The organism is Cohnella phaseoli, from assembly GCF_003386235.1.
GTDB classification, from domain to species: Bacteria; Bacillota; Bacilli; order Paenibacillales; family Paenibacillaceae; genus Cohnella; species Cohnella phaseoli.
The window spans coordinates 376,922-402,752 of the sequence record NZ_QRDZ01000003.1; the positions used below are offsets into that span (position 1 = coordinate 376,922).

The 25,831-nt window shown below is 55.5% G+C and carries 11 protein-coding genes; all 11 read left to right on the top strand.

Features of this window, described 5'->3' with window-relative positions:
• The first annotated feature begins 244 nt into the window (after positions 1-244).
• On the top strand, positions 245-12,280 hold the full coding sequence (locus tag DFP98_RS06025) for a non-ribosomal peptide synthetase (RefSeq protein WP_116059643.1): 12,036 nt from the start codon (positions 245-247) through the stop codon (positions 12,278-12,280).
• On the top strand, positions 12,277-13,089 hold the full coding sequence (locus DFP98_RS06030; protein WP_181917505.1) for a CPBP family intramembrane glutamic endopeptidase: 813 nt from the start codon (positions 12,277-12,279) through the stop codon (positions 13,087-13,089). Before DFP98_RS06025 ends, DFP98_RS06030 begins: the two co-directional genes overlap by 4 nt.
• Complete coding sequence (locus DFP98_RS06035) at positions 13,086-13,856, top strand: CPBP family intramembrane glutamic endopeptidase (protein ID WP_116059645.1); 771 nt, start codon at positions 13,086-13,088, stop codon at positions 13,854-13,856. Before DFP98_RS06030 ends, DFP98_RS06035 begins: the two co-directional genes overlap by 4 nt.
• A complete protein-coding gene (gene fabD, locus DFP98_RS06040) occupies positions 13,853-15,070 on the top strand; it encodes an ACP S-malonyltransferase (protein ID WP_116059646.1) in 1,218 nt (405 codons plus the stop codon). The genes DFP98_RS06035 and fabD overlap by 4 nt, the downstream gene beginning before the upstream one ends.
• Before the next feature lie 163 nt (positions 15,071-15,233).
• Positions 15,234-16,046, top strand: a complete 813-nt coding sequence (locus DFP98_RS06045) for a CPBP family intramembrane glutamic endopeptidase (RefSeq protein ID WP_116059647.1) — start codon at positions 15,234-15,236, stop codon at positions 16,044-16,046.
• A gap of 15 nt (positions 16,047-16,061) precedes the next feature.
• The gene (locus DFP98_RS06050) at positions 16,062-21,488 is read left to right on the top strand and encodes a non-ribosomal peptide synthetase (protein ID WP_116059648.1); all 5,427 of its coding nucleotides are present in this window, start codon (positions 16,062-16,064) and stop codon (positions 21,486-21,488) included.
• Positions 21,469-21,795, top strand: a complete 327-nt coding sequence (locus DFP98_RS06055; RefSeq protein WP_116059649.1) for a hypothetical protein — start codon at positions 21,469-21,471, stop codon at positions 21,793-21,795. The genes DFP98_RS06050 and DFP98_RS06055 overlap by 20 nt, the downstream gene beginning before the upstream one ends.
• Positions 21,792-22,490 (top strand): SDR family NAD(P)-dependent oxidoreductase, encoded by a 699-nt coding sequence (locus DFP98_RS06060; protein ID WP_116059650.1) that lies wholly within the window; start codon positions 21,792-21,794, stop codon positions 22,488-22,490. The genes DFP98_RS06055 and DFP98_RS06060 overlap by 4 nt, the downstream gene beginning before the upstream one ends.
• Positions 22,491-22,492: 2 nt before the next feature.
• On the top strand, positions 22,493-23,839 hold the full coding sequence (locus tag DFP98_RS06065) for an ANL family adenylate-forming protein (protein ID WP_116059651.1): 1,347 nt from the start codon (positions 22,493-22,495) through the stop codon (positions 23,837-23,839).
• 14 nt (positions 23,840-23,853) lie between these two features.
• Positions 23,854-24,864 (top strand): hypothetical protein, encoded by a 1,011-nt coding sequence (locus tag DFP98_RS06070; protein ID WP_116059652.1) that lies wholly within the window; start codon positions 23,854-23,856, stop codon positions 24,862-24,864.
• The gene (locus DFP98_RS06075) at positions 24,834-25,808 is read left to right on the top strand and encodes a 3-oxoacyl-[acyl-carrier-protein] synthase III C-terminal domain-containing protein (RefSeq protein ID WP_116059653.1); all 975 of its coding nucleotides are present in this window, start codon (positions 24,834-24,836) and stop codon (positions 25,806-25,808) included. Before DFP98_RS06070 ends, DFP98_RS06075 begins: the two co-directional genes overlap by 31 nt.
• The last annotated feature ends 23 nt before the right edge of the window (positions 25,809-25,831 follow it).

Genomic DNA, 25,831 nt, shown 5'->3' on the forward strand with positions numbered 1-25,831 from the left:
CATTCCCGAATTCCTGACAAACTCCCCTTTTTTCTGCCGCACTCTCTCGAAAAAATTTGGATATTAGTGAAAAGTATCCCTGGATAAAGAATCTTGGCACTTGCTGGCCAATGGAAAATTTAAGTAATCTTTAAGTAATCTATCTTTACAATTTTGTGCAAATGCACAGACGTTACACAAATTAACTAAAAGAGGGGAATAGCGCCTGAACGCGAGATTAGATGACTAGGAGGTAAGCTGGGCGATGCATAAAGGAGATACGCTAGTCGAATTGCTCTCCGTAAATCGAACGAAGCATAAAGGAATCACGTTTGTTCACAAGAAACAAGAGCATCACGTATCTTACGATCAACTGTACGAACGATCGATGGCTTATCTCGGCGATCTGCAAAAGAAAGGGCTGCGCAAGGGAGATCGCGTCGTCTTGCTGCTCCAAGAGAACGAGGCCTTTCTTCTTGCCTTCTGGTCATGCTTGTTGGGCGGAATCGTTCCGGTTCCGATCCAGTATGCGACGACGAAAGAACAGACCGTTAAATTTTTCGAAGTATGGCGGATGCTTGATAATCCCAGTCTTATTACCGACTCGGAGCAGCATGAGCATCTTCGACAGTTTGCGGATCGGCAGGGGAAATATCCGTTAACGGACCGCGAGCGCATCGTCATCTACGACGAGCTGATCCAGGGCAAGCCGGGGATTATCCCCGACATTTCTCCCGGGGATTGCGCCTTTATCCAGTTTTCTTCGGGGTCTACAGGACAGCCTAAGGGCGTTGTGCTCACACACGAAAATTTGCTGACAAATATTCGTGCGATCGTCGGCGGGTGCGGAGCTACGGAATCCGATTCGTCGATCAGCTGGCTGCCGCTCACCCATGACATGGGCTTGATCGGATTTCATCTCGCGCCGGTGTATGCATCGATGAACCAGTGGATTATGCCTTCGACCTTGTTCATGATGCAGCCGATGCAGTGGATGGAACTGGTGCATCGGAAGCGAATTTCCATGCTGTCGTCCCCCAACTTCGGGTACCAGCATTTTCTCAGACATTTCAAGGAGAAGGCGGCTGGCGAGTGGGATCTTAGCTGCGTCAGACTCATCTATAACGGAGCGGAACCGATATCGGCGCATATTTGCGAGGATTTTGTGGATCGCTTGGCTCCGTACGGATTGCGACGAAACGCGATGTTCCCGGTTTACGGATTGGCGGAAGCAAGTCTGGCCGTCACGTTCCCGCCGGTAGAGGAAGAGGTTGTTGCGATTCATCTTTCCAGGCGAGCGCTGCGAATCGGCGAACCGCTGGCGATGAATCCGGACGACGAAGAGGATCGGGTCACATTTGTAGATGTAGGATTCCCTGTAGCGGATTGCGAGGTGAGAATTAGCGGAGACGATCATGCTGAGCTTCCGGAAGGAACGGTTGGACATATCCATATTCGCGGAAAAAACGTAACGTCGGGATATTACCGAATGCCGCAAGTCAATGCGGCGTCATTCACACAAGAAGGGTGGTTTATTACGGGAGATATCGGCTTTATGCGCGGGGGCAGGCTTTGTGTCACAGGCAGACATAAGGACATTATTTTTGTAAACGGGCAAAATGTGTACCCCCACGACATAGAAGGAACGATTGAAGCTTTGGAAGGCATTGCTCCGGGCCGAACCGCGGCCTGCGGCGTCTATAATGAGCGGCTGGGGAGCGAGGAAGTGGTTTACTTCGTATCTCATCGCGGGGAGCCGGAGAAGTTCGCGGATCAGGCGGCAAGAATTCAACGCGCCTTAAACGCACGCATGGGCATCGACGTGAGAAACGTGCTCCCTGTCAGAGCCATTCCTAAAACGACAAGCGGCAAAACGCAAAGGTACAAGCTGGCGGAGCAGTTCAGGGCGGGCGAATTCGCCGAGCTTGCGCAAACGATGACGGAGCTCTTGCAGGCGAACCTCCAACACAAAGCGCATAAATCGCCGCAGAACGCTACCGAAGCCAAGCTGCTGGCCATTTGGCAGGAAGTTCTGGAGAGAGAGCGGATCGGCACGGACGACGCTTTCTTTGAAATCGGCGGACAGTCCTTGGGCGCTTCGCACGTTCTTGCTCGGATCGAGCATGAATTCGAGGTAGAGGTCCCTATCCAGAGACTGTTTGAGCTTGCGACGATTGAAGCGATGGCCGAGTATATCGATCGGGCGGAGAAAATTCGCATCCAGCGGATAGAGCCGCTTAGGGAGCGGAGAGAAGCGTATCCGGCGACGTTTGCGCAGCAGCGGATGGTAATGGCGGAGCAGAACGAAGGCGTTCACACCGCTTATGTCATTGCAGGCGTCATGAAAATTGCCGGTACATTGGACAGAGACGCAATCGCCCGCGCCTTCGGCGAACTCGTCGCAAGACATGAAGCGCTGCGCACCTCGTTCCATACGCGGGAAGAAGGGATCGTGCAGATCGTTCGCGACCGCGTGGATATTGCCGTGGATTGGCGGGATGTCGCCGCGGAGCCGTCGGAGGCTCAGTTGCAAGCCGCTATACAAGCTTTTGATTTGTCGGCGCCTCCGCTGATGAGGGTACAGGTGTGGTCCTGGGCGGAAGATCGGCGGGCGGTGGCCGTCCATATTCATCATAGCGTGGCCGACGGTTTGGCGATGAACGTATTAATGGCGGAGTTCATTAAGCTTATTCAAGATCAGCCGCTGCCCGACCTTGCGCTGAGGTACAGCGATTTCGCATGCTGGCAGCAGGGCGGGATGAAAACCGAAACGCTGGAGGCCGGACGGCAATATTGGATGAACGCTCTGCAAGGCGAGCTTCCGGTAACGGAGCTGCTGACGGACCGGCGAAGACCTGCCGTCAAGAGCTATGCCGGGTCAAGCGTGAAGATCGGCCTGGACAAGGAGGACGTCAAGGCGATCCAAGAGCTTGCGCAGCGATCAAACGCAACGCTGTATATGGTGCTGCTGTCTGCTTACTCGATTTTGCTGGCGAAGTACTGCGGGCAGGAGGATGTCCTCGTCGGATCCCCAATCGCGGGAAGAAGCCATAACGGGCTGGAGCAAATGGTCGGAATGTTCGTCAACATGTCCGCGTTGCGAAGCTATCCGGAAGGGGATAAAACCTATCTCGATTACTTAGCCGAGACGAAAGAGGCGGCGCTGGGAGCGTTCGCTCAACAGGATTATCCGTTCGAATTCGTGGTGGAGCAATTGGGGATGCAGCGCGACCCGAGCCGGAATCCGCTATTCGAATACGTATTTGTGTTGCAGGAGCGGCTGAACGTATCCGGAGCGGCCGGAGGACTGAGCTTCGAAGCCGACTTCGTCGAGCCGGCCGCGGTTCCGTTCGATCTGACGTTGGAGGCGTTGGCTGACGGCGATGATCTGGCTTTTACTTTCCGTTACGCGACGGAACTGTTCCGAGTATCCACGATAGAGCGAGTGGCGGAGCACTATATTCGTATCCTGCAGGACATCGTTAAGCATCCGGGCAAGCAGCTGAAGGACATCGAACTGCTGACTGCGGAAGAGAAGCAATGGCTCACGAGCGGCTGGAACTTGGCGTTTGCCCCATATCCGAAGGAGCAGACGATTCCGCAGCTGTTCGAGCGGCAAGCCGAGAAGTACCCGGAGCGAATGGCCGTGACGTTTAACGGAAGCTCTCATTCCTATCGGGACATCAACGAACGAGCGAACCAACTGGCGCATGCGTTACTGGCCAGCGGGGCAGGTTCCGGCTTTGTCGCGGGATTGATGGCCGATCGCTCGGTGGAAATGATCGTCGCCATTCTGGCGATTTTGAAGGCCGGAGGAGCGTATCTGCCGATTGATCCGACGTTCCCGGCGGAGCGCGCGGAGTACATGATGAGCGACAGCCGGGCAATCTGCATGCTGACGATGGGCAAATGGCAGGAGCGCTGCTCGCGCTTGGGCCGTGTTATGCTGCTGGACGACGGCTCGTACGATAGCTTCAGCCGCGAGAATCTTCCGTCTCGTAACGAGGCTGGAGATCTGGCTTATATCATGTACACGTCGGGCTCGACCGGGAACCCGAAAGGGACGTGCACGACGCACGCCAACATCGTTCGGGTCGTGAAGGACACGAACTATATCGCCATCACGGAGCAAGATACGCTGCTGCAGCTGTCCAACTACGCTTTCGACGGATCGACATTTGATATTTTCGGCGCATTGTTGAACGGGGCGAAGCTCGTACTGGCCGATGCGGATACGGTCGGCGATACGAATCGGTTAAGCGAACTGCTGACGGCGGAAAAGGTAACCGTATTTTTCGTAACGACGGCGCTGTTTAACGTCATCGTTGAGGAATACATCGACGCGCTCGCGCATGTGCGCAAAATATTGTTCGGCGGGGAACGGGCTTCGATCTCCCATGTTCGCAAGGCGTTCCAGGCGCTTGGACCCGGAAAGCTCATTCATGTGTACGGGCCGACGGAAACGACCGTATTTGCGACATATTACGAGATCGAGCAGTGGGAGGAGCAGGCGAGCGGCGTTCCGATCGGTAAGCCGATTAACGGAACGGGACTGTATGTTATGAACCGCTACGGACGTCCGCAGCCGATCGGCGTGCCGGGAGAACTGTGGATTTCCGGGGACGGGCTGGCTCGAGGGTATCTTAACCTTCCAGACGTCACCGCCGAGAAGTTTATCCCGCATCCTTACGAGGCGAACGAACGGGTGTACCGGACGGGGGATTTGGTGCGCTGGCTGCCCGGAGGCCATATTGAATTTCTGGACCGAATCGATCAACAGGTTAAAATTCGCGGCTTCCGCATCGAGTTAGGCGAGATTGAAGCTTGTCTGCTGGCTCATCCGCACCTTCAAGAAGCGTGCGTGATTGCGCGCGCTGCGGAAGGAAGTCCGTCTCTATGCGCCTACTATGTCGCGAATGAAGCCGTAAACGGGGAGGAGATCAGAGCTTACTTATCCGAAGCGCTGCCCCTGTTCATGGTTCCCGCCGATTTGATCGCACTGGAGGCGATGCCGTTAACGTCGAACGGGAAGATCAACAAGAAGCTGCTGCCCGCTCCGGATCTGTCCCGTGGAAGCCATAAAGCCTATGTACCGCCAACGGACGAATTGGAGCGCGCGCTTGCCGCGCTGTGGGAAAACCTGCTGCAGCGTCAGCCGATCGGAAGAGACGACCATTTCTTCGATTTGGGAGGGCATTCGCTTAAGGCGACCATCCTGTTGGCCCGGATCTACGAGCAGTTTCATGTGAAGGTTCCCTTTCAGCAGTTTATGCGAATGCCTACGATACAAAATTTGGCCGCGCTAATCAAACAGGGGGAAGTGAAAGCGTTTACTCCCCTGGTCTCGCGAGAAAATGCGTCGGGCGAGTATCCTGTCTCCCCCGCGCAGCAACGGCTGATGATCCAGGAGCAATTGGAGGCGATGGGCACCAATTACAATATGCCGATCGTTCTGAAGGTGGACGGCTATCTTGATCCGCGTCAGGTGGAAGCCGCTTGGGAGCAGTTGGCCGCAATCCATGAACCGCTGCGTACCTCGTTCGTCTGGCGGCAGGGAGAGATGCGGCAAATCGTTCACCCGAACGCCCGCATACGCGTTCATGCCGAAACGGCGGAGCGGGAGCAGGCGGAGGAACGGCTGCGAAGCTGGATTCGACCGTTTGATTTAGAGGCGGCTCCGCTGGTGCGAATCTATCTGCTGCGGATTTCCGCCGAAGAACAGTATTTGCTCATCGACATGCATCACATCATAGCGGACGGCGTCTCGGTTCAGCTCCTCTTTAACGAGATGTTCCGAATGATGGGGGGTTATCCGGCGTCTCGGCCGCGCCTGCAATACAGGGACTACGTGCAGTGGTTGGAAGAGGAGCGGCATTCCGCCTCGTTCCGGCGGCAGCAGCAGTATTGGCGGGAGCAACTGGACGGCGAGCTTCCCGTACTGAACATGCCGCTGGACTACCCGCGCCGGGAGCATAAGACGTATCGCGGCGAGACGCTTCGCTTTACTGTGAATGCGGAAACGGGAGAGCGGATCCGTGCAGTCGCGCAGCGGGAGAACGTCACGGTTCATACCGTATTGTTCGCCGCGTACAGCGCGTTGCTGTACAAGCTCAGCGGTCAGGACGACTTCATCGTCGGCTCCCTCGTCGCAGGACGCAGCCATCCCGAAGTTCAGGACATGGTCGGCATGTTTAACAATTTCCTGCCGATCCGCTGTCGTCTGCCGGAGGCGCAGACGTGCGGAAGCTGGATGCAGCAGCTTCATCGTACGCTGATGGAGGCTTACGAGCATCCGGATTTCCCTTACGATCAGATGATCGCGGATGCGGGCGCTTCCGTCGACGCTTCCCGGAATCCTTTGTTCGATACGATGCTGGTCGTGCACAGTCAGATGGAATCCCCCGATGCTTGGCAATTCGGGGAGTGGCGATGCTCGCGCTACGAGCTTGAATTGGGGCAGGCCAAGCTCGATTTCAAACTGGATATTTACTTGGTGGAGGACGGAGCGCTTCGCTGCGACCTGGAATTCAATACGGATTTGTACGCCGGGAAGACGATGGAACGGTTCGTCCGGCACTTTCAGATCGTGGCGGAGCGGCTGGCGAACGACCCGGATGTATCCTTGGCTCAACTGGACGTGCTTACCGAGCGGGAGCGGGAGCAAATTTTGTGCGAATTCAATTCGACGTTCCGGCCCTATCCGAGCGAGCAAACGCTGGTCGAGCAATTCGAGCGGCAGGCCCAGCTCACGCCCGATCGGATTGCGCTTACGCACGGCGAACGGAAATGGACCTTCCTTGAAGTGGATCGTTTGGCCAACAGGCTTGCCAGAACGTTAAGAAGGCTTGGCGTACGGCGGGAGGAAATTATCCCGATTGCGGCGGAACGATCCTTGGAGATGATCGTCGGTATTTGGGCGATTCTGAAGGCCGGCGGCGCGTATTTGCCGCTGGACCCGCATTATCCGCCGGAGCGGAAACGGTACATTCTCGAAAATAGTCAGGCACAGAGGATTGTGACGCAAAATCAATGGATAGCTTCTCTGGCCTCGATTCATGCGGAGCTGCCGATTATCGATCTGGACGACGCGGCTAATTACGATGCGGACGACCGGCCGCTCACTCCGGTGAACGAAGCGCGGGATTTGGCCTACGTCATTTACACGTCGGGATCGACGGGACAGCCGAAGGGGGTGCTCATCGAGCATCGCTCCGTCATTAACCGTTTGAACTGGATGCATAGAAGCTACCCGATCGATGCCGAAGACGTCATTTTGCAGAAAACGCCGTACACGTTCGATGTGTCCGTATGGGAGCTGTTTTGGGGCGCTACGAAAGGGACGACCTTGCATTTACTGGCGGCGGACGGGGAGAAGGACCCGAAGCAAATTGCGGAAGCGATCGGGCGCCACCGGGTGACGACGCTGCACTTTGTACCTTCCATGCTGCAAATCTTTTTACTGCATCTGGAACAGCATCCCGAAGACGTCGCGAAGCTGGCCGGCCTCCGGCAGGTTTTTGCAAGCGGCGAAGCGCTGCATCCGCATCAGGTTCGGCTGTTCCAGTCGCTGCTGTACGACCGATTCGGAGTCCGGCTTGTGAATTTGTACGGTCCGACCGAGGCGACGGTTGACGTATCCTGCTTCGACTGTTTTGCCGAACCGATGGGCCAGCTCGTGCCGATCGGCAAGCCCATCGACAATATTCAGCTGCTCGTCGTGAACGATCATTTGCAGCTTCAACCGATCGGGGCGGCCGGAGAGCTGTGCATCGCGGGGGACGGTCTGGCCAGAGGGTATCTCAACCAGCCGGAATTGACCGCGCAGAAGTTTGTCGACCATCCCTTTGCCGACAAGCAGAAGCTGTATCGCACCGGGGATCTCGTCAGATGGCGCGAGGACGGTCATATCGAATATTTGGGCCGCTTGGATCATCAAGTGAAAATTCGCGGCTATCGCATCGAGTGCGAGGAGGTCGCTCATCAGATGGGCTCCGCTCCCGGGGTACGGGAGGCGATCGTCGTCGCCCATCGGGACGCGCGGTCGGAAGCTTACTTGTGCGGCTACTATATTTCCGACCATGAGATCGGATTGGCGGAATGGCGCGCACGGTTAAGCGAGACGCTGCCGGATTATATGATTCCCGGCTTCTACGTTCGCCTGGATCAATTTCCGCTCAGCGCGAACGGAAAGCTGAATCGCAAGGCGCTGCCGCTGCCCGAAACCGGCATCCGAGACGAGGCGGCCTACGCAGAGCCAAGCAATGAGATCGAGAGCAGGCTTGCCGCGATCTGGCAGGAGCTACTGGGCGTTCCGCGGATTGGCGTGGAGGACAACTTCTTCAGCCTGGGAGGACATTCCTTGCGGGCGGCCCATCTCGTGACGAAAATCCATGAGGCGTTCCACGTATCGATCGCCTTAAAAGAAGTGTTCCAATCGCCGACGATCAAACAATTGGCGCAACGCATCGTCTCGTCGGAGCGGGAACGGTTCGAATCCATCCCCCCGGCGGAGCCGAAGGAAGCTTACCCGCTGTCCTCGGCGCAGAAGCGATTGTACGTTTTGCATCAGATGGAGGAGGCGAACACCGCTTACCATCTGTCGCAAGCGATTCGAATGACCGGAGCGCTCGATACGGCAAAGGTGGAGGCCGTCTTCCAACGGCTTATTGCACGCCATGAATCTTTGCGGACGAGCTTCGTATGGACGGAAGGCGAACCGATGCAGCGCATCCATCCGCAGGTGGATTTCTCGCTCGAATTGGCAGATGCAGAGGACGAGAGCGCGCGCATTCGTTCCTTCCTGCGGCCGTTCGAGCTGACGCAGGCCCCTTTGCTTCGCGTCGTGCTCATTCGCAAGTCGGCGGACGATCATGTGCTGCTGTTCGATATGCACCATCTGATTGCCGACGGCTTGTCTACCGTACATTTGGCGAACGAGTTCATCGCGCTGTACGAAGGGAAGGAATTGCCGCCGCTTCGCATCCAGGTCAAGGACTACACGGAATGGCAAAATCGCTGGTTAAGCGGGGAACAGGCCGCACGGCAAGAGCGGTTCTGGCTTGGGCAATTCGCCGACGGAGTTCCCACGCTGCAGCTTCCGACGGATTTTGTGCGGCCGTCCAGAAAGACGACGGAAGGAGACCGGATCGTCGCGCAACTGAGCGAGCGGGATTCCCAGGCGGTTCGCGATTTGGCCGCACGGCATGGAGCGACCCCGTACATGGCGCTGCTGGCCGCATTTAATGTGCTGCTGCACAAATATTCCGGCCAAGACGAGATTGTTGTAGGCACGCCGGTATCGGGCCGAACCCATAGCGAGCTTCAGCCGCTGATCGGAATGTTCGTCAATACTCTGGCTCTGAAAACGAAAATCTTGGCGGACGGAAGCTACAGCGAGCTTTTGGCCGCAACGAAGGAGCTGACGCTTGAGGCGTTCCAGCATCAGGACTATCCGTTTGAACGGTTGATTGATCAGTTAAAGCTGGAGCGGGACCTGTCTCGCAACCCGCTGTTCGATGCGATGTTTATCGTACAGAACATGGGCTTGCCGGAGCTGGAGCTGGACGAGGTCGCATTCGCGCCCTATGCGCTGGACAATCCGACCGCCAAATTCGATTTGACGCTGGAGGTCGTGGAACATGGAACGGCGTTGACCTTAAATCTGGAGTATGCGACATCGCTCTTCACGCCGGAAACGGCCGAACGAATGCTGCGGCATTATATCCGTATCGTGCAGAGCGCCTGCGAGAGCCCGGATGCGCCAATAGACGAGACGGCGTGGATGAGCGAAGAGGAGCAGCAGATGATTCTTGGCGACTTTAACGCGACGCGCAGAGCTTATCCGGAAGATCGCACGCTGCTCGATTTCTTTGAGACGCAGGCGGCGAATAGAGCGGAGCAGGTTGCGGTACAGTGGCTGGACCTGAGCCTCGGCTATAGAGAGCTGAACGAGCGCGCGAACCGTCTCGCCCGCACGCTGCGCGAGCACGGCGTGAAGCCGGATAGCTTCGTTCCGCTGCTGATCGAGCGTTCGCCGGAAATGTTGGTCGCCATCTTGGCAATCTGGAAGGCCGGAGGGGCTTACTTGCCCGTCTCGCCCGATTTTCCGGCGGAGCGCATTCAGTACCTGCTTCAGGATAGCGGGGCCGGCATCGTAGTCGGCAGAGCGAAATATTGGCTTCCGCTGCAAGAGAGCATAAGCGAGCTTCAGTCCGTAACGGGAATCGATGTGGACAGCGAATCGTCGTACGCGGACGATCGCAGCAATCTGCCCCGCGCGCATACGAGCCGTCATCTGGCGTACGTCATCTATACGTCGGGCTCGACCGGGCGGCCGAAAGGAACGATGATCGAGCACCGCTCGGTCGTGAATCGCCTGCTCTGGATGCAGGAGCAGTATCCGCTGCTGCCGGACAGCGTCATTTTGCAGAAAACGCCGTTTACTTTCGACGTCTCCGTATGGGAGCTGTTCTGGTGGATGATTCCCGGAAGCCGGGTGGCGCTGCTGGAAAGCGGGGGAGAAAAAGATCCGGCGCTAATCGTCAAGGCGATTGAAAAATACGAAGTAAGCCATATGCATTTCGTGCCTCCGATGCTGAAGCTGTTTTTGGAGCATTTTCATCGCATGGGGATGACGGCCAATCTCAATCGCCTCGCCTACGTATTCGCCAGCGGCGAAGCGCTGCAAGCGCCGCAGGTCGAACAATTCCAAGCGCTGAACGAGCGCTTCGGAACGCGATTGATCAACCTGTACGGCCCGACGGAAGCGACGGTCGACGTCTCCCATTACGAGTGCGGCTGGACCGAGCCGCCGAGCAGCGTTCCGATCGGGAAGCCGATCTACAATACGTCCTTGCTGATCTTGAACGACCGCTTCCAGCTGCAGCCGATCGGCGTTCCCGGGGAGCTGTGCATTGCCGGAGACGGCTTGGCCCGAGGCTACGCGAACCGACCGGAATTGACGGCCCAAGCGTTCGTGGACCATCCATTCCTCGCCGGCCGGAAGCTATATCGTACGGGAGATTTGGCGCGCTGGCTGCCGGACGGGAACATTCAATACTTGGGAAGGCGAGACAATCAGGTCAAAATTCGCGGCTTCCGCATCGAATTGGGCGAGATCGAGCAGGTGCTTCTGAAGCACGAGCACATTCGCGAATGCGTAGTTGTCGTGAAGCGCAATAAGCAGCATGAGGATTATCTTTGCGGCTACATGGTGGCAAGTCAGCCTCTGTCGGGCGTCGAAGTGAAAGCATGGCTGCAGCGCAAAGTGCCGGAATATATGGTGCCCGGCTACATCGTGCAATTGGATCAGATGCCGCTCAGCTTTAACGGGAAGCTGGACCGCAAAGCGCTTCCCGAGCCGCAAGGGGCAGGAGAAGGACGAGGCGATGCTTCGATGCTGCCGAACAACGAAATCGAGCGGCGGCTGGCCGCTATCTGGCAGGAGCTGTCGGGAACGGAAACGTTCGGCGTTCACGACAACTTTTTCGACATCGGAGGCAATTCCTTGCTGCTTGTCCGGGCGCAGGCGGAAATCGACGCCGTGTATCCCGATCTGGTCAAAGTAACCGACTTGTTCACCTACTCGACGGTATTCAAGCTGGCCGAACATATTCGATCGCGCAAGAAGCTGGTTGCAGCGGAGAAAATCGCGTTGATCTCGTGGCCGCTAGTCGATTTTGGCTCCTCTGCCTCGCAGCAAGCGGCAAGAGAATATCGCTATACTCCGGACAAGAAGGCGATCGATCAACTGACTTCTATCGCCGCGCGGCTAGGCGTGGAGATTCGCGACATCTGGCTGGCGATATATGGCTACTTGCTTCACGAGCGTTCCAAGCAACAAGAGATTACGATACAAGTCGTTCGCCAACCGGGATTCGTCGGCGAGCTGCGGCAAAGCTTCGCTCAGGTGAACCATTTTGGACAATTGATTGCGAGCATCCATGAAAGCCTCCGCACGGATTCGGCATCAGGCATTCCGCTGTCCGAATGGCGCGCAAGAGTTGTAAAAACGAGAGAAAAAGGAACGTTATTGCCCGTATTTTCGCTAGATGGGCCGCATTCTCTCGCAGGGGAGAGCGACTACGACATTTGCATTGGCGCGAGCTTGTCCGCTCAGCGCGAAATCCAGCTCGTGCTGCAATTCAACGCGCAGCGCTTAAACTCGGACAGAATGAAGCGGCTGCTGCAATCCTTCGTTCAGATTATGCATCAAATCATCGAGGCCTTTGCCGCGGATGCGAACGCGGCTGTAGCAAGAGAAACTTCCCGCAACTCAAATGGAGGCGAAACCGAACAATGAAAAAAACGACTTCTAAAAGCTTGTTCAACATCGTGTGGATCATCGCCGTTTATTTTGTTTTATTCTATGGCCTAATTCAAGTTTACTCGCGGTTTGTGTATCCCACGTCCGGCTGGTTTGAGGACAATCCGATCGCCTTTATCGTCTTTAACGACATCATTCAAATGCCGCTACTCTTTTTCATCATGCTGAAGGTTCGCAAGGTTCATATTTTCAAGGAGGCCGGATTTACCAAGCTCGGCATGCCGCAAGTCGTCACGATTGTCTCGATCGGTCTGCTGATGGGCTGGTTTACCGATCTGCTCTTTAGTCTGAGCTGGATAAAGGTCCATTTCCCGCAGTTCGAGGAGATTCTGGCCTACCTCAACGACGGCTCGAGCGTGCTGGTGTTCCTGGCCTTCCTGCTGTACGGCAATATTTACAAAGAAATGCTGTTCCGCGGCATGATTTTTAAGGAGCTGCGCAGGCTGTCGCCGCTGACGGCCGCCATCATTATTCAAGGAATCCTGTACGGTGGATTATTTTTCAGCTTTGATATTCCGTTAACGGTGTACGGATTTCTGGGTGCGGTCGTGTTCGCCCTTCTGTATGTTCGTTATCGTTCGATCTGGGCGCCGATTCTTGCGCAATATGCCTGTCAAGGCAGCCAATATGTATTCAGAAGATCGGAGACGCATGTCGCCGACCCGAATATGCAGTACCTCTTCCTGGCGATTACAGGAATCGCGATCATTGCTTTGCTTATCGTCATCTTCAACAAGCATCGGGGATTGCAGGCCAATGCGATTGGCAAGGAGGGGGCGGCGTGAAAATCGTTCGGGCTATCGGCTTCATCGTGCTGTATTTGGCGATCTATGTCGCCGTTCAGCTCGTCAGCCAAAGCGTATTGTCGCAACTGTCTCTTCAGTTGTCCTTTATCGTCAACAACATCTGTACGCTCGCGATTTATGCGCTGCTGATGAAAGCTCGCAAGCGGTCGCTGCCGATCTTTTGCCGAGTAAAGGCGATTTCGACCAAGGCGCTGCTCATCGCTCCGTTGATCGGAATCGCGCTAGGAACCGTCATCTACAGCGTTGCCAACCTCCCGGTCATTCGGGAGGATTGGCCGCAAATTTACAATCTGGTCGAGTTCGTCGGCGGGGGGAGCTCGATTGCGCTGACTTTATTGGGGACGGTGCTGGTCGGTTCCTTGTTTGAAGAAGTGCTGTTCAGAGGGCTGATTCTGAATGAAGTTCGCGCCGTATCCCCGGTCTATGTCGCGGTTCTTGTTCAGGCCGTTCTATTTGGAGTCATCCTGATGGATCCGATTTTAGGAGGCTTTGCCGCCTTAGGGGCGCTCGTATACGGGCTTGTCTACTGGGCTTCCGATTCCTTGTGGGCTTCCTTGATCACGCACGTATTCAGCAGCGGAACGGTGATGGTTTGGTTTCAAATGGGGGACTTGTCGACGGCCGTATCCTCTTCCGCAGTCTTTTGGACGAGTTTGTCCGTGCTGCTCGTGTTGTTAGCCGTTCATCTTCAGTTCGTCGCCAGAGGGCGGGGAGCTGCATCGTTAGCAAGCGGGGTGAGCCCATGAAAAAGGTGGCCTTGCTGTTCCCGGGACAAGGCTCGCAAATGACGGGCATGGGAAAATGGTTTTACGACCGTTACCCGATCGCCAAACGAACCTTCGAAGAAGCCGACGACGTGTTGGGCTGGAAGGTAACGGACGCCTGCTTCCACGGTCCGATCGCAGAACTGACGAGCACCGATGTGGCCCAGCCGGCGCTTCTGACCGCCTCGATGGCGATGTATCGCGTGTATATGGAGGAGATCGGCATTCGTCCCTTTGCCGCGGCGGGACACAGCCTCGGCGAATATTCGGCTCTTTGCGGCGCGGGGGCGATTTCCTTCGCCGAGGCATTAAAGCTTGTGCATTTTAGAGGGCAAACGATGAAGGCGGCGGCAGAGTTGGGAACGGGCACGATGCTCGCCGTCGGCGGAATCGATTATTTATCGACAGAGGAACAATTGGCCTACTTTGCGTCAAGCCGTGAGGAAATCTGCGTCGCTTGTTACAACGGGCCTGACCAAATTGTCGTCTCCGGAACGTTTCCGGCGATGGAACGAGTGGAGTCTCATTTCCGTAAGCTCGGTGCGAAGGCAACCAATTTGCAAGTCGGAGCTCCTTTTCACCACCCGCTGATGCAGTCCGCCGCCGAGGAGCTGAAGTGTCGGCTTGAGCAGGTCGCGTTCAAACCTTTGCAATACAAAGTGCTATCGAACGTCACGGGGCACGCGCTTGACGCAAGCAAGCAAAGTCTGGTCGAGGAGCTGACCCGGCAAATGACGCAGCCCGTGCAGTGGCGCAAATCGATGAACGTTCTGCACTACTGGGGAATCGAACTGGCGATCGAGTTAGGTCCGAAAACGGTTCTGAAGCAGCTATTGAAAAGTCACGACGCGATCGATGCGTATGCCTACGACGTCGCGGAGGATCGCAGTAGGCTGGCAGGCAATATCTCCGTTCAAGCCGGAAACCCGATTCGCGGCGATCATCCGATCGCCAAGCTGGTGGCTATCGCCGTCTCGGAGCCGAATCGCCATCCAGACGATCCGGAAGCTCGGCAAGGCGTCTTGGAGCCATACCAACAGCTCCTCGATCTTCGCGGCAGGCTGGCACAGCAGAATAAGCAGCCTGATCCGGAAGACATCCGTCAAGGCCTGCAATGGCTGCGAACGATTTTGCACAGGAAAGGCGTTCCGCCGGAGCAGCAGCTGAGCCGGCTTGCGGAAGCGAACCTTATTTAGGGCGTGTCTGCAAACCCGCTCGGGGGCATCTTTCCCTGCTGCGTCACTTTTGCTTGACGTACCTCCGGTACGCCTTCCCAAAAGTTCCTTGCATGGAACAAAAATTCGGCCAAATCTGCTGCCTTCGGTGTATGCAGACACGCCCTGACGAAAGGTGTGCGCGATGAAAAAATATTTGGCGACAACGGCGAACGTAATCCTTTATTTTGTCGTTTTCTATTTCACCATGTTTGTATTCGGGCGCCTGCTGGCCATCGAAGCTTACGGGAAGCTGATTGAGGCGAATCCGCCGCTTCATCTCGTTTTCATTTTCGGTGTGACGATGCTGCTCTACTGGCTGCTGTTCAAGCTGAATCTAGTGGTTAGCAATACGGAACGTCAGTCGTTTGTACAGGTTGTGAAGTTCGTGAAGCTTCCGTCTAGATTGGTCGTTTTCAGCTTTCTGATCGGACTCGCAGGAGCTCTGGCCAGCCTTGGCCTATTAGAAATCGTCTCCTTAAAGGAAGTGTTTCCGGATTTGGAGGCCAATGTCGATTCGATGATGGGCAGCGGGAACTTCTTGCTCATTATTGCGGCGCTAGGCATTCTGTTTCCGGCGCTTGAGGAAGTAATCTTCCGGGGGCTGCTGTTTAACGAGTTGAAAAAGGTGATGCCGTTGTGGATAGCGGTCGTATTGCAAATGATCGGTTATGTGGCCGTTCAGCCGAGCGCCGGCTTTATGCTCATTTCGGTCGTGACGGGAACGGTTTATTGCCTCATCTATATAATCGCGCGTTCCTTATGGGCGCCGATCATCGTGCAGATTACGGCGATGAGTTTGTTCTTCATCGGCTATAAGCTGGATGTCGGAAAAGGATGGATGAACAGCGACCCGGCGGCCATCGCGATTACGTTGGTCGGCGTCGTCGGCATGATCGCTCTGACGATTTGGCTGAATAGGAGGAATAGAGACGCTCGGCCGGCAACGACATTTTAGACGAGGGGGAGCAGCATGCTGCAATTTCAATCGATCCGCTTGAGGGACGAAGAAGAAGACGCGATTGAGATTTCGGAAGTATCGAATAGAGACATCGCGATTATCGGTATGTCCGCGAAGCTGCCTCATGCGAGAACCCTGGAGCAGTTTTGGGAGAACTTGGAGCAAGGCTTGGACTGTATCGGTCCGCTGCCGGAGAACCGGCTGCGGGACATTGAAGATTATATGCACAGACTGCGCCTCGATCGGAATTCCGCGAAGCTGCTGGAATGCGCTTATTTAGATGAGATTAGCTCGTTCGACTATAGCTTTTTCCGCCTGTCTCCCAAGGAAGCCAGCCTCATGAATCCCAATCAGCGGCTATTTCTGCAGACGGCTTGGCAGACGATCGAGGACGCGGGTTACGGCGGAGAGGCGTTAAGGGGAAGCAGAACCGGGGTGTTCCTCGGGTATAACGCCGACAGCTTTCACGATTATAAACGGATGATCGAAGCGCTGGATCCGCAATCGCTCAGGCTGGCTATTCCCGGCAACCTTAGCTCAATGATCGCTAGCCGGATCGCCTATTTGCTGGACTTTAAGGGGCCGGCTCTTATGGTGGATACGGCGTGCTCGTCCTCGCTCGTTGCCGTGCATCTCGCCTGCCAGGCGATCCGCAGCGGAGAATGCGAGCTGGCGTTAGCGGGCAGCTCCAAGCTCTATACGTTTCCGGTCGATCTCGGCATCAGCGTCGGGATCGCGTCGGCCGACGGGCGGGCCAAGCCGTTCGACGAGCGCGCGGACGGAACGGGCGGAGGCGAAGGCGTCATCGGCGTGCTGCTGAAGCCGCTGCAGCAGGCGATCGACGACGGAGACAGCATCTATGCCGTCATTAAAGGCAGCGCCACGAATCAGGACGGCAGCTCGGTCGGCATTACCGCGCCGAACGCCGCCGCGCAGGAAGACGTCATCGTACGGGCATGGCGAGATGCGAATGTGGAGCCGGCAACGATCTCTTGCATCGAGGCCCATGGAACAGGCACCGTGTTGGGGGACCCCATTGAGATTGAAGGGATCACGCGGGCATTCCGAAATTCGACGGAGGCGAATCAATTTTGTGCAATCGGTTCGATAAAAAGCAATATTGGTCATTTGGACCATGCAGCAGGGATTGCCGGTTTATTGAAAGCTGCGCTCTCCTTGAAGAAGCGTACAATACCGCCAACAATTCATTTTACGCAACCGAATTCGGCCATCGATTTTATTCGTTCTCCCGTATACATCAACGATCGCGCAAGAAAATGGGAGGCGACTGACGGGCCTAGAAGAACCGGAGTAAGCGCTTTCGGCATGAGCGGCACGAACTGTCACGTTATTTTGGAGGAGAGCCCGCAAGCGAGGGACGAAGCCCGCCCGGACGAGACACAGCACAGCTCCGTGTTCGTTCTGTCGGCCAAAAGCCGCGATTCGCTTCTCCGAATGATCGGAGACTATATCTCGTTCCTCTATCAAGAGAGTGCGGAGCGCTTGTCCGTTCGGGATATTTGCTTCACCTCCAGCGTGGGAAGAGGGCACTATGATTATCGGATCGCCTGCGTTGTGCAGGACGTACCGGAATTGAGCCGTAAGCTGGAGCAGATACAATTTATGTCGTCCTCGCCGGCGGCATCGGTCAATTTAGCCCAAGCGGCAAGCGTAAGGGGCATTTATATCGGGTCAAAGCTCCGGACAGCTTGGGAACTTCCGGAAGATCCGGAAGAAGCAGAGGCAGGGCTAGCGGAAGCGGCGACGGAAATACGGTTAGCTCGGAAATACGCGCAGGGCTCGGACATCGATTGGCCCGGTGTATACGCCGGCGAGCAAAGGAAGCGGCTGCACCTGCCGGCGTATTCGTTCCAACCGCATCGCTGCTGGATCCAGCCGAGCGCAGCGGGCACCGACTTGAACCCGACCGTTCTCGCGCCGGTGGCGGCGACGGCCGCTGCGGAGACCGAAACGGCGGCGCAAGCCTCGGCGAGCCGAGTCAAACTCGCAGGCAAAGATTCGGGAGAATATGAGCCTTTGGAGGATAGCATCGGACAAATCGTCGGCAAAATTCTAGGCTTTGAAACAATCGATGTTACCGAACACTTTTATCAGCTTGGCGGCGACTCGATTATCGCCATGCAGGTCGTTCATGAAATCGAGCGGCTGCTTGGCGTTCCGATTACGATCACAGATGTTTTGCAGCAAGGAACGGTGCTGAACTTAGCCCGATTCGTCAAGCAGGACAAGAGCGACTCCGCGAGTGCAGATAAGCTTCAGCCCTTGGCTCCGGCGGACGCACAGATGGCCTATCCCGTCTCTTCCGCGCAGAAACGGCTGCTGCTGTTGGACCGGCTGCAGACAAGCAGCACCAATTACAACTTATCGGAAGCGCTGCGGCTGCGAGGCAAGCTGGATCGCGGGCGACTGGAGAAGACGCTGCGGCAGCTCGTCGCCCGGCACGAGAGCTTGCGCTCAAGCTTTCATTTTTACGGCGGCGATCCGGTTCAGCGCATCCATGACGAGATTACAATCGAGATCGCTTGGGAGGAAGCCTCGGAGGACGAGATCGACGCTCGGATTCGGCAGTGCATTCGGCCCTACGATTTAAGCGGCGCGCCTTTGTTCCGCGTGTTTGCATTCGAGCTGGGCCGCGAGGAATACGTGCTGCTGTTCGACATGCATCATATTATCTCGGACGGCACGTCTATGGGGATATTGATTCGGGAATTCGTCGCCCTGTACGACGGACGGCAGTTGTCGCCGCTGCCGCTGCAGTATAAAGATTATTCGGTCTGGGAGCAGCAGGCGCTGCAATCGGTCGAGCTGGACAGGCAAAAGCGGTTCTGGCTGGAAGCTTTATCGGGAGAGCTCCCGATTCTGGATCTGCCAACGGACTTTGTTCGTCCGCCGATCAAAAGCGAGAGAGGGCATACGATTTTTTTCGAAATCGAGGACAAGCTTGCGCAGCAGTTGAAGCAGTTCGCTCGCGAAGCCAATACGTCCTTGTTCATGGTCATGATGAGCGTCTATCAAATCCTGTTATCGAAGTATTCCGGCAATGGGGAGATTGCCGTCGGCACTCCGATCGCTGGACGGCTTCATCCGGATTTGGGCGCGCTCGTCGGGATGTTCATCAATACGCTGGTGTTCATGAACAAGCCTGCACCCAACAAGACGTATGAGCAGTTCCTCGGCGAGGTCAAAGCTTATTCGCTGCAAGCGTACCGGAATCAGGATTTTCCTTTCGACGACCTGGTGCGGGAGCTGGGGTTCACGGATTTAAGCCGCAATCCGATCTTCGATACGATGTTTATTATGCAAAATTTGAAAATGCCGGGGATGACGGGAGAGCACTTCGAGCTGAGCTCGCATCCGATTGTCTCGAGTACGGCCAAGTTCGACTTGATGGTACAGGCCGTGGAACGGGGCAATTGTATAGAGCTGATCGTGGAATACTGCACCGACTTGTTTAAGCAGCAGACGATTGAGCAAATGATGGAGCACTATATCGAATTGCTGAAGCAATGCAGCGCGTATCCGCAGACGGCCATCGGCGAGCTGAACATGCTGACGGAGCGGCAGTGGCGACGAATGACGCTGGAATTCAACGAGATGTCGGGGGAATATGACGAGAGCTTAATGATACACCAGATGTTCGAGCGGCAGGCCCGGTTGAATCCGACTCAGCCGGCCGTCGAGCTAGAGGAACGGAGCATCACCTACGGAGAGTTGAACGAGAGGGCCAACCAGCTTGCGCGTCTGCTAAGAAGCAAGGGCGTTCAAGCGGACGAGGTCGTCGGTGTGCTGACGTATCCGTCGCCGGAAATGATGATCGGCATCATGGCCGTGCTAAAGGCCGGAGGCGCGTACTTGCCGATCGATCCGGAATATCCCGAGGCGCGCAAGTCGTTCATGCTGAACAATTGCCGGGCGGGAATTGTGCTGACGAACGCTGCAGAGGCATGGAATCCGGGCGAGGACAAGGAAGTGCTGAATTTGCTGGACGACAGCCTGTACAATGGGGACGAGAGCGACCTGCAGCCGGTGCAAACCGCCCGCGATCTCATGTACGTCATCTACACTTCCGGTTCGACGGGAGATCCGAAGGGCGTCATGATCGAGCATCGGTCCTTTCACAATTTTGCCTACACGATGAATCGGCATTGCGGCGAGACGTTCGGTCCGCACGATCGCGGCCTGAGCGTAACCAACATTTCCTTTGACGTCAGCGTATGCGAGCTGTTTATGCCGCTTGTGTTCGGTGGAACGCTTGTGCTGTACGATATGCGCAATTTCGTCAACGTCAAACCTTTGGTCGAGACGATGGTGAATAAGCAGATTACGTTTGCGTACATTCCCCCGACCATTTTGTCCGCCGTAGCCAGAGACTTGGCCGAGCATCCGGACAAGGTCAGGCTGAATAAAATGCTGGTCGGCGTCGAGCCGATCAAGGATACGGTGCTGGAGCGATTTATCGAGCTGAATCCCGCCATGTCCGTCGTTAACGGGTACGGCCCGACGGAAACGACGATCTGCTCCAACATGTATGTGTATCGCTCCCGTTCTCCCGAAGGGAAAAACGTGCCGATCGGTCGGCCGCTGTACAACAACCAGGCTTACATCCTGGGAGCCGGGGACCTGCCCGTTCCGATAGGCGTCGCCGGTGAGCTGTGCATCTCCGGTAAAGGCCTGGCGCGGGGTTACATTCACCGACCGGACCTGACGGCCAGCAGCTTCGTCGAACATCCCTGGATTCCCGGCGAGCGAATGTATCGCACCGGCGACTTGGCGAAATGGCTGCCCGACGGCAATGCGGTTTATTTAGGTCGAATGGATCGTCAGGTGAAAATTCGCGGTTATCGGATTGAACTGGGAGAGGTCGAAATCCAACTGTTGAAATGTCCGTCGATTCGAGAGGTCGTCGTGACGGCGGAAGCGGAAGAGGAGGGGGCGGGATACAGTCACCTGTGCGCCTACTTTGTCGCCGACGCCGAGCTTTCCTTGAACACGTTGAGAGAAGCCGTGCTGAAGGATTTGCCTAGCTTTATGATCCCATCGTATTTTGTACAGATCGACGAGATGCCGTTAACGTCGAATGGCAAGATCGATCGCAAAGCTTTGCCGCATCTGGAAGGGAGAAAGTCTCATCTGGAGAGCTACGAGGGACCGACGAACGAACTGGAGGAGCAGATCGCGGCGATCTGGCGGGAAGTGCTGAACCTGGACAAGATCGGCATCAACGACAGCTTTTTCGATCTGGGCGGCCAGTCGATTCAAGCCGTTCGGGTGCAAATCGAGTTGGAGGACAGAGGCTTCCCGATGGACGGCTTGAACATCGTCGAGCACAACACGATTAAAGCGCTGGCTACGCATATGGAACAGCTAACAAAATCGCAAGAAGGAAAGGAAGAGCGCCATGACAACGAATACGAATAAGCCGCAATCCATGGAAGCCATTTTGGGGGACATCGTTTATCCGGCTCTAGAAGAGATTTTAAGCATGAAGGAAACCGCAATCGAGATCAGCGAGACGACAGTGCTGTTCGGCGAGGGAGCCGTATTGAATTCGCTGGAGCTGGTCAGCTTTATCGTACTCGTGGAAGAACGGGTCAACGACAATCTCGAATCCGGCGGCATCACGTTAACGAGCGAAAAGGCGATGTCCAGATCTTCCACGCCATTCAGAACGGTAAGGACGCTTGCCGAGTACATCGACGAGCTGCTGGAGGAGGAAGCGGTATGAGCGCGCCGGTTACGGTCATTACGGGCACGCGCAAAGGAATCGGCCAATATCTCGCTCAGTATTATGCCGATCTTGGTCACCACGTCGTCGGCTGCAGCCGGAACGAAGCGGACTGGGGGCACGACCGCTACGACCACATCGTCGCCGACGTGGCGGATGAAGCGGATGCGAAGCAGGTATTCAAGCACGTCAAGAAAAAATACGACCGACTGGACAATATGATCAACAACGCCGGGATCGCTTCGATGAATCATAGCTTGCTTACGCCGTTATCGACGGTGAAGAGCATCTTCGATACGAACGTAACGGGGACGTTCCTCTTCACGCGGGAGGCGGCCAAGCTCATGATGAAGCATCGCTACGGCCGTATCGTCAATTTCTCGACAGTGGCGTATCCGCTGCAATTGCCCGGCGAATCGATCTATGCGGCGTCCAAGGCCGCGGTCGTATCCTTCTCCGAGATTGCCGCCAGAGAGTACGCCGAGTATGGCATTACAGTCAATTGCGTCGGACCGACTCCGGTCATGACCGATCTGATTCGCACGGTGCCGCGCGCGAAGATGGACGAGCTCATCGCCCGTCAGGCGATTCGGAGAATGGGCACATTCGAGGACGTGGCCAATGCGGTGGATTTCTTTATTCGCAAAGAGAGCGATTTTATTACAGGACAATGTCTCTACCTGGGAGGGGTGTAAAATTGCATACTCGCTTCCTGCTTGAGAGATTTCAAGCTTACGGTTCGAAAGAAGCGATGATATGGAAAGGCGAGCCTTACAGCTATGCTCAGCTGCTGGAAAGCATCGAAGCAAGCCGGTCGTTTCTGGACCGGTATCGGGTTCAAGCGGGGAGCGTAGTGGTGCTTGAAGGCGATTTTACGCCGGGGACGCTCGCGCTTATGTTCGCTCTGATCGACCGGGAGTGTCTGATCGTTCCGCTGACAAGCGGCATGGACAGTCGGAAGGAGGAGATTTACGAGATCGCCCAGGCCCAACTCGTCCTAACAATGGATGCGGAGGACCAAGTATCCGTGGCCTCGTTTCCGACGCTTACTTCGCACGAGCTGCTAGTCTCGCTTCAGCAATGCGAGCATCCGGGCCTCATTTTGTTTTCCTCCGGTTCCACCGGCAAAAGCAAAGCGACCGTCCACGATTTTACCGTCATGCTGAAGAAGTTTTCGACTGATCGCGTCAGAGCGGGCAAACGGATTATGGGCTTCCTGTTTTTCGATCATATCGGAGGAATCAATACCGTTCTGAATACGCTGTCGAGCGGCGGCTGCATCGTAGCTCTGGAGGATCGTTCGCCGGATCGGGTATGCGCCGCGATTGCCAGACATAAAGTGCAGGTGCTGCCGGCGTCGCCGACGTTTCTGAACCTGCTCTTGCTCAGCGAGGCGTACAACCGGCACGATCTGAGCAGTCTGGAGCTGATCAATTACGGTACGGAGGCGATGAACGAGCATACCTTGACGCGTATTCGCGAGATTTTGCCGCAGGCCGGTTTGCTGCAAAGCTACGGCATGTCGGAGATCGGCATTATTCGATCTTCGTCCCGTTCCCCGGACTCTCTATGGATCAAATTCAAGGGCGAGGATTACGAGACGCGTGTTGTGGACGGGCTGCTGGAGGTTAAATCGGAATTTACCATGCTGGGCTATCTGAACGCCGAAAGCCGGTTTACGGAGGATGGCTGGTATCGAACGGGGGACGCCGTAGAGTGCGACGGAGAGTATTTTCGCATTAGGGGACGGCAGTCGGAAATGATCAACATCGGCGGGGAAAAAATTTATCCGATCGAAATCGAAAACGTCCTGCTGCAGATGGACGAAGTGATCGAGGCTTCCGTTGTCGGCGAGAAAAACCTTATAACGGGCACGATGATTACGGCCACCTTTCAACTGCGGGTTCAGCTGCCTGCCGCCGAATTTAGAGCGCGCATGAGAGCGTTCTGCCGCGACAAACTGCCAGCATGGGGAATTCCGCAGAAATGCGTAATCGTCGAAGAGCTTGCTCCCGGAAACAGACTGAAGAAAAAAAGATCGTGACAGGGGAGAAAACGATGAAATATTCGAATCAGATCAAGCCTTTTGACGAGTTTTGGATGAATTGCATCCTAAACCAAATGTTCTCCGTAGCCTGCACCTATGAGCCGAGCTATCGCTATGCCGCCTACTTGAATTCCTATCAATATTTTCGCTGGGAGGCGGCCACCGATCCGTTGTTCAGATACCCGACGATCGATTCGATGTATTATTTGGACTTTCTGTATCAGAACGAAGGGCAGAAGAACCATGACTTCTCCCTTTCCCGGGTATTTGGTCCGCTCGTTCTTCATCATTTCCCGGATCGGGACAGTTACTTGCACGAAATTCGCGAGCTATGCAAGGCCAACCAGATTTTCAGCCTGAACGTCGATTTATTTTACTGGATTCCGAATAGCATGGCCTATCAGAAGTTCCATTGGTACCATTACTCGCTGTTTAACGGATACGATGAGACCGCGTCTACCTACTATGTGATCGACGACAACCTTGACGGATATATGGAGCATGGCATTCCGGAAGAAAGGCTGATCGTGTCTTACGAAAATTCGGAGTACCGCACAAACCCCGATTATGTGCTGCCGCCGGTTTTGAAGTACAGCATCCGCGAGGAGATTCCTCCCTACGAGCTGACGCTGCGGGAAGTATGCTTCCATGCGGACCGCTTGATTCGCGAGATTCGCAGCTTCTCGCTGGAAGGACAATGGAATGTAGAACTGGACGAAAGCAGATTAAACGATTATCTCACCTACAGCGTCGTTGGCATTAACATTATCGCTAACCGGCACAAGGCTAACGAATCGTTGATTCGTTCGTTGCGCGAGCTGTCATTGATTCCGGCGGAGACGTTCGAGCGGTTGCTGGCGCAAATCCAAGAAATTCGGAGCGGCTGGGATTTAGTCAAGCAGCTTTTCATGAAGGCTTCCATCCAGCGCAAGCTGGACCGGCCGCAGTGCTATAAGCTAGCCGAATCCTTGTTCGCCAAGGAGGTGGCGTTATGGGAAACGCTGTTGCAGACCAAGCATTAACCGGACTGCAGAACAAGCAAGCGCATTTTTCCATCGCCGATCTTTCGCACTATATCCCTGAACCGCAATTTTCGGTTAGCGACGGCGTGGCGCATTTGCGGCGGCAGGGAATGACGATTACGGAAGCGCAAATCGAAGCTTTTCAACGGGACTACGGGTTTACGCAAGCCCCGTTCGAAACGGAGCTGTCCGTGGAAGAAATGATAGCTGCGGCGTGCACGCCCCTGCTGGACAGAAATTCGCTTCCGATTCAAGTGCTGATGTTCGTCAACGGAGGCAACTGGGGGCTGCAGCACAACTTGTTCAAGCCGTTGATTGACAAGTATGTCACTCTTCGGGGTACGGACATCTACTCCATCGGGAAACAGACGTGCGCTTCGTTCCATATGGCCTTGCGGATGGCGACTCATCTGTTTGACGCAAGCCGCGACGAGGGAGCGATTCTGATCGTTGCCGTAGACAAATTAAGCGTCAATTCGCACAAGCTTACCGAATTTTATTTGTGCGGCGACAGCGCGTCGGCCTGCTTGCTCACGCCGTATGGCGCAGGCCACAAAACCTATGAGGTGTTTAATCAAGACGGGTATGTGTACGATCAGTCGAACGTGGAGGGCGTGGCGCTCTTCAACACCACCTTTTTCCTGGGCATTCGCGGCGCGATCCAGTCCATTCTCAAACAGGCGAAGCTGTCGCTGGACGATGTCAAGCTCATTATCGGCTCGAACGTCAGCTTGAAGGCTTGGGAGACGGTCGCTTATCTGCTGCGCGCCCCATTGGAGAAGTTCTACGTGAAGACGCGCGAGGTCGGGCATCTGCCCAGCTCGGATATTCAATATAACCTTTCGCAGGCGATTGCGGAGGGGGCGCTTAAGCAGGGAGATTATTATATTACGATTAATGTGGGCTACGGCGGATTTATGGGCTGCGCGCTCCATCAATATTGAACTGATTATAAAGCGAGGTAGAG

What these genes read in the sequence shown, in the direction of transcription:
- DFP98_RS06025 (WP_116059643.1), top strand. Translation starts at nt 245, where the DNA reads ATGCATAAAGGAGATACGCTAGTCGAATTGCTCTCCGTAAATCGAACG.
- DFP98_RS06030 (WP_181917505.1), top strand. Translation starts at nt 12,277, where the DNA reads ATGAAAAAAACGACTTCTAAAAGCTTGTTCAACATCGTGTGGATCATC.
- fabD (WP_116059646.1), top strand. Translation starts at nt 13,853, where the DNA reads ATGAAAAAGGTGGCCTTGCTGTTCCCGGGACAAGGCTCGCAAATGACG.
- DFP98_RS06045 (WP_116059647.1), top strand. Translation starts at nt 15,234, where the DNA reads ATGAAAAAATATTTGGCGACAACGGCGAACGTAATCCTTTATTTTGTC.
- DFP98_RS06050 (WP_116059648.1), top strand. Translation starts at nt 16,062, where the DNA reads ATGCTGCAATTTCAATCGATCCGCTTGAGGGACGAAGAAGAAGACGCG.
- DFP98_RS06055 (WP_116059649.1), top strand. Translation starts at nt 21,469, where the DNA reads ATGACAACGAATACGAATAAGCCGCAATCCATGGAAGCCATTTTGGGG.
- DFP98_RS06060 (WP_116059650.1), top strand. Translation starts at nt 21,792, where the DNA reads ATGAGCGCGCCGGTTACGGTCATTACGGGCACGCGCAAAGGAATCGGC.
- DFP98_RS06070 (WP_116059652.1), top strand. Translation starts at nt 23,854, where the DNA reads ATGAAATATTCGAATCAGATCAAGCCTTTTGACGAGTTTTGGATGAAT.
- DFP98_RS06075 (WP_116059653.1), top strand. Translation starts at nt 24,834, where the DNA reads ATGGGAAACGCTGTTGCAGACCAAGCATTAACCGGACTGCAGAACAAG.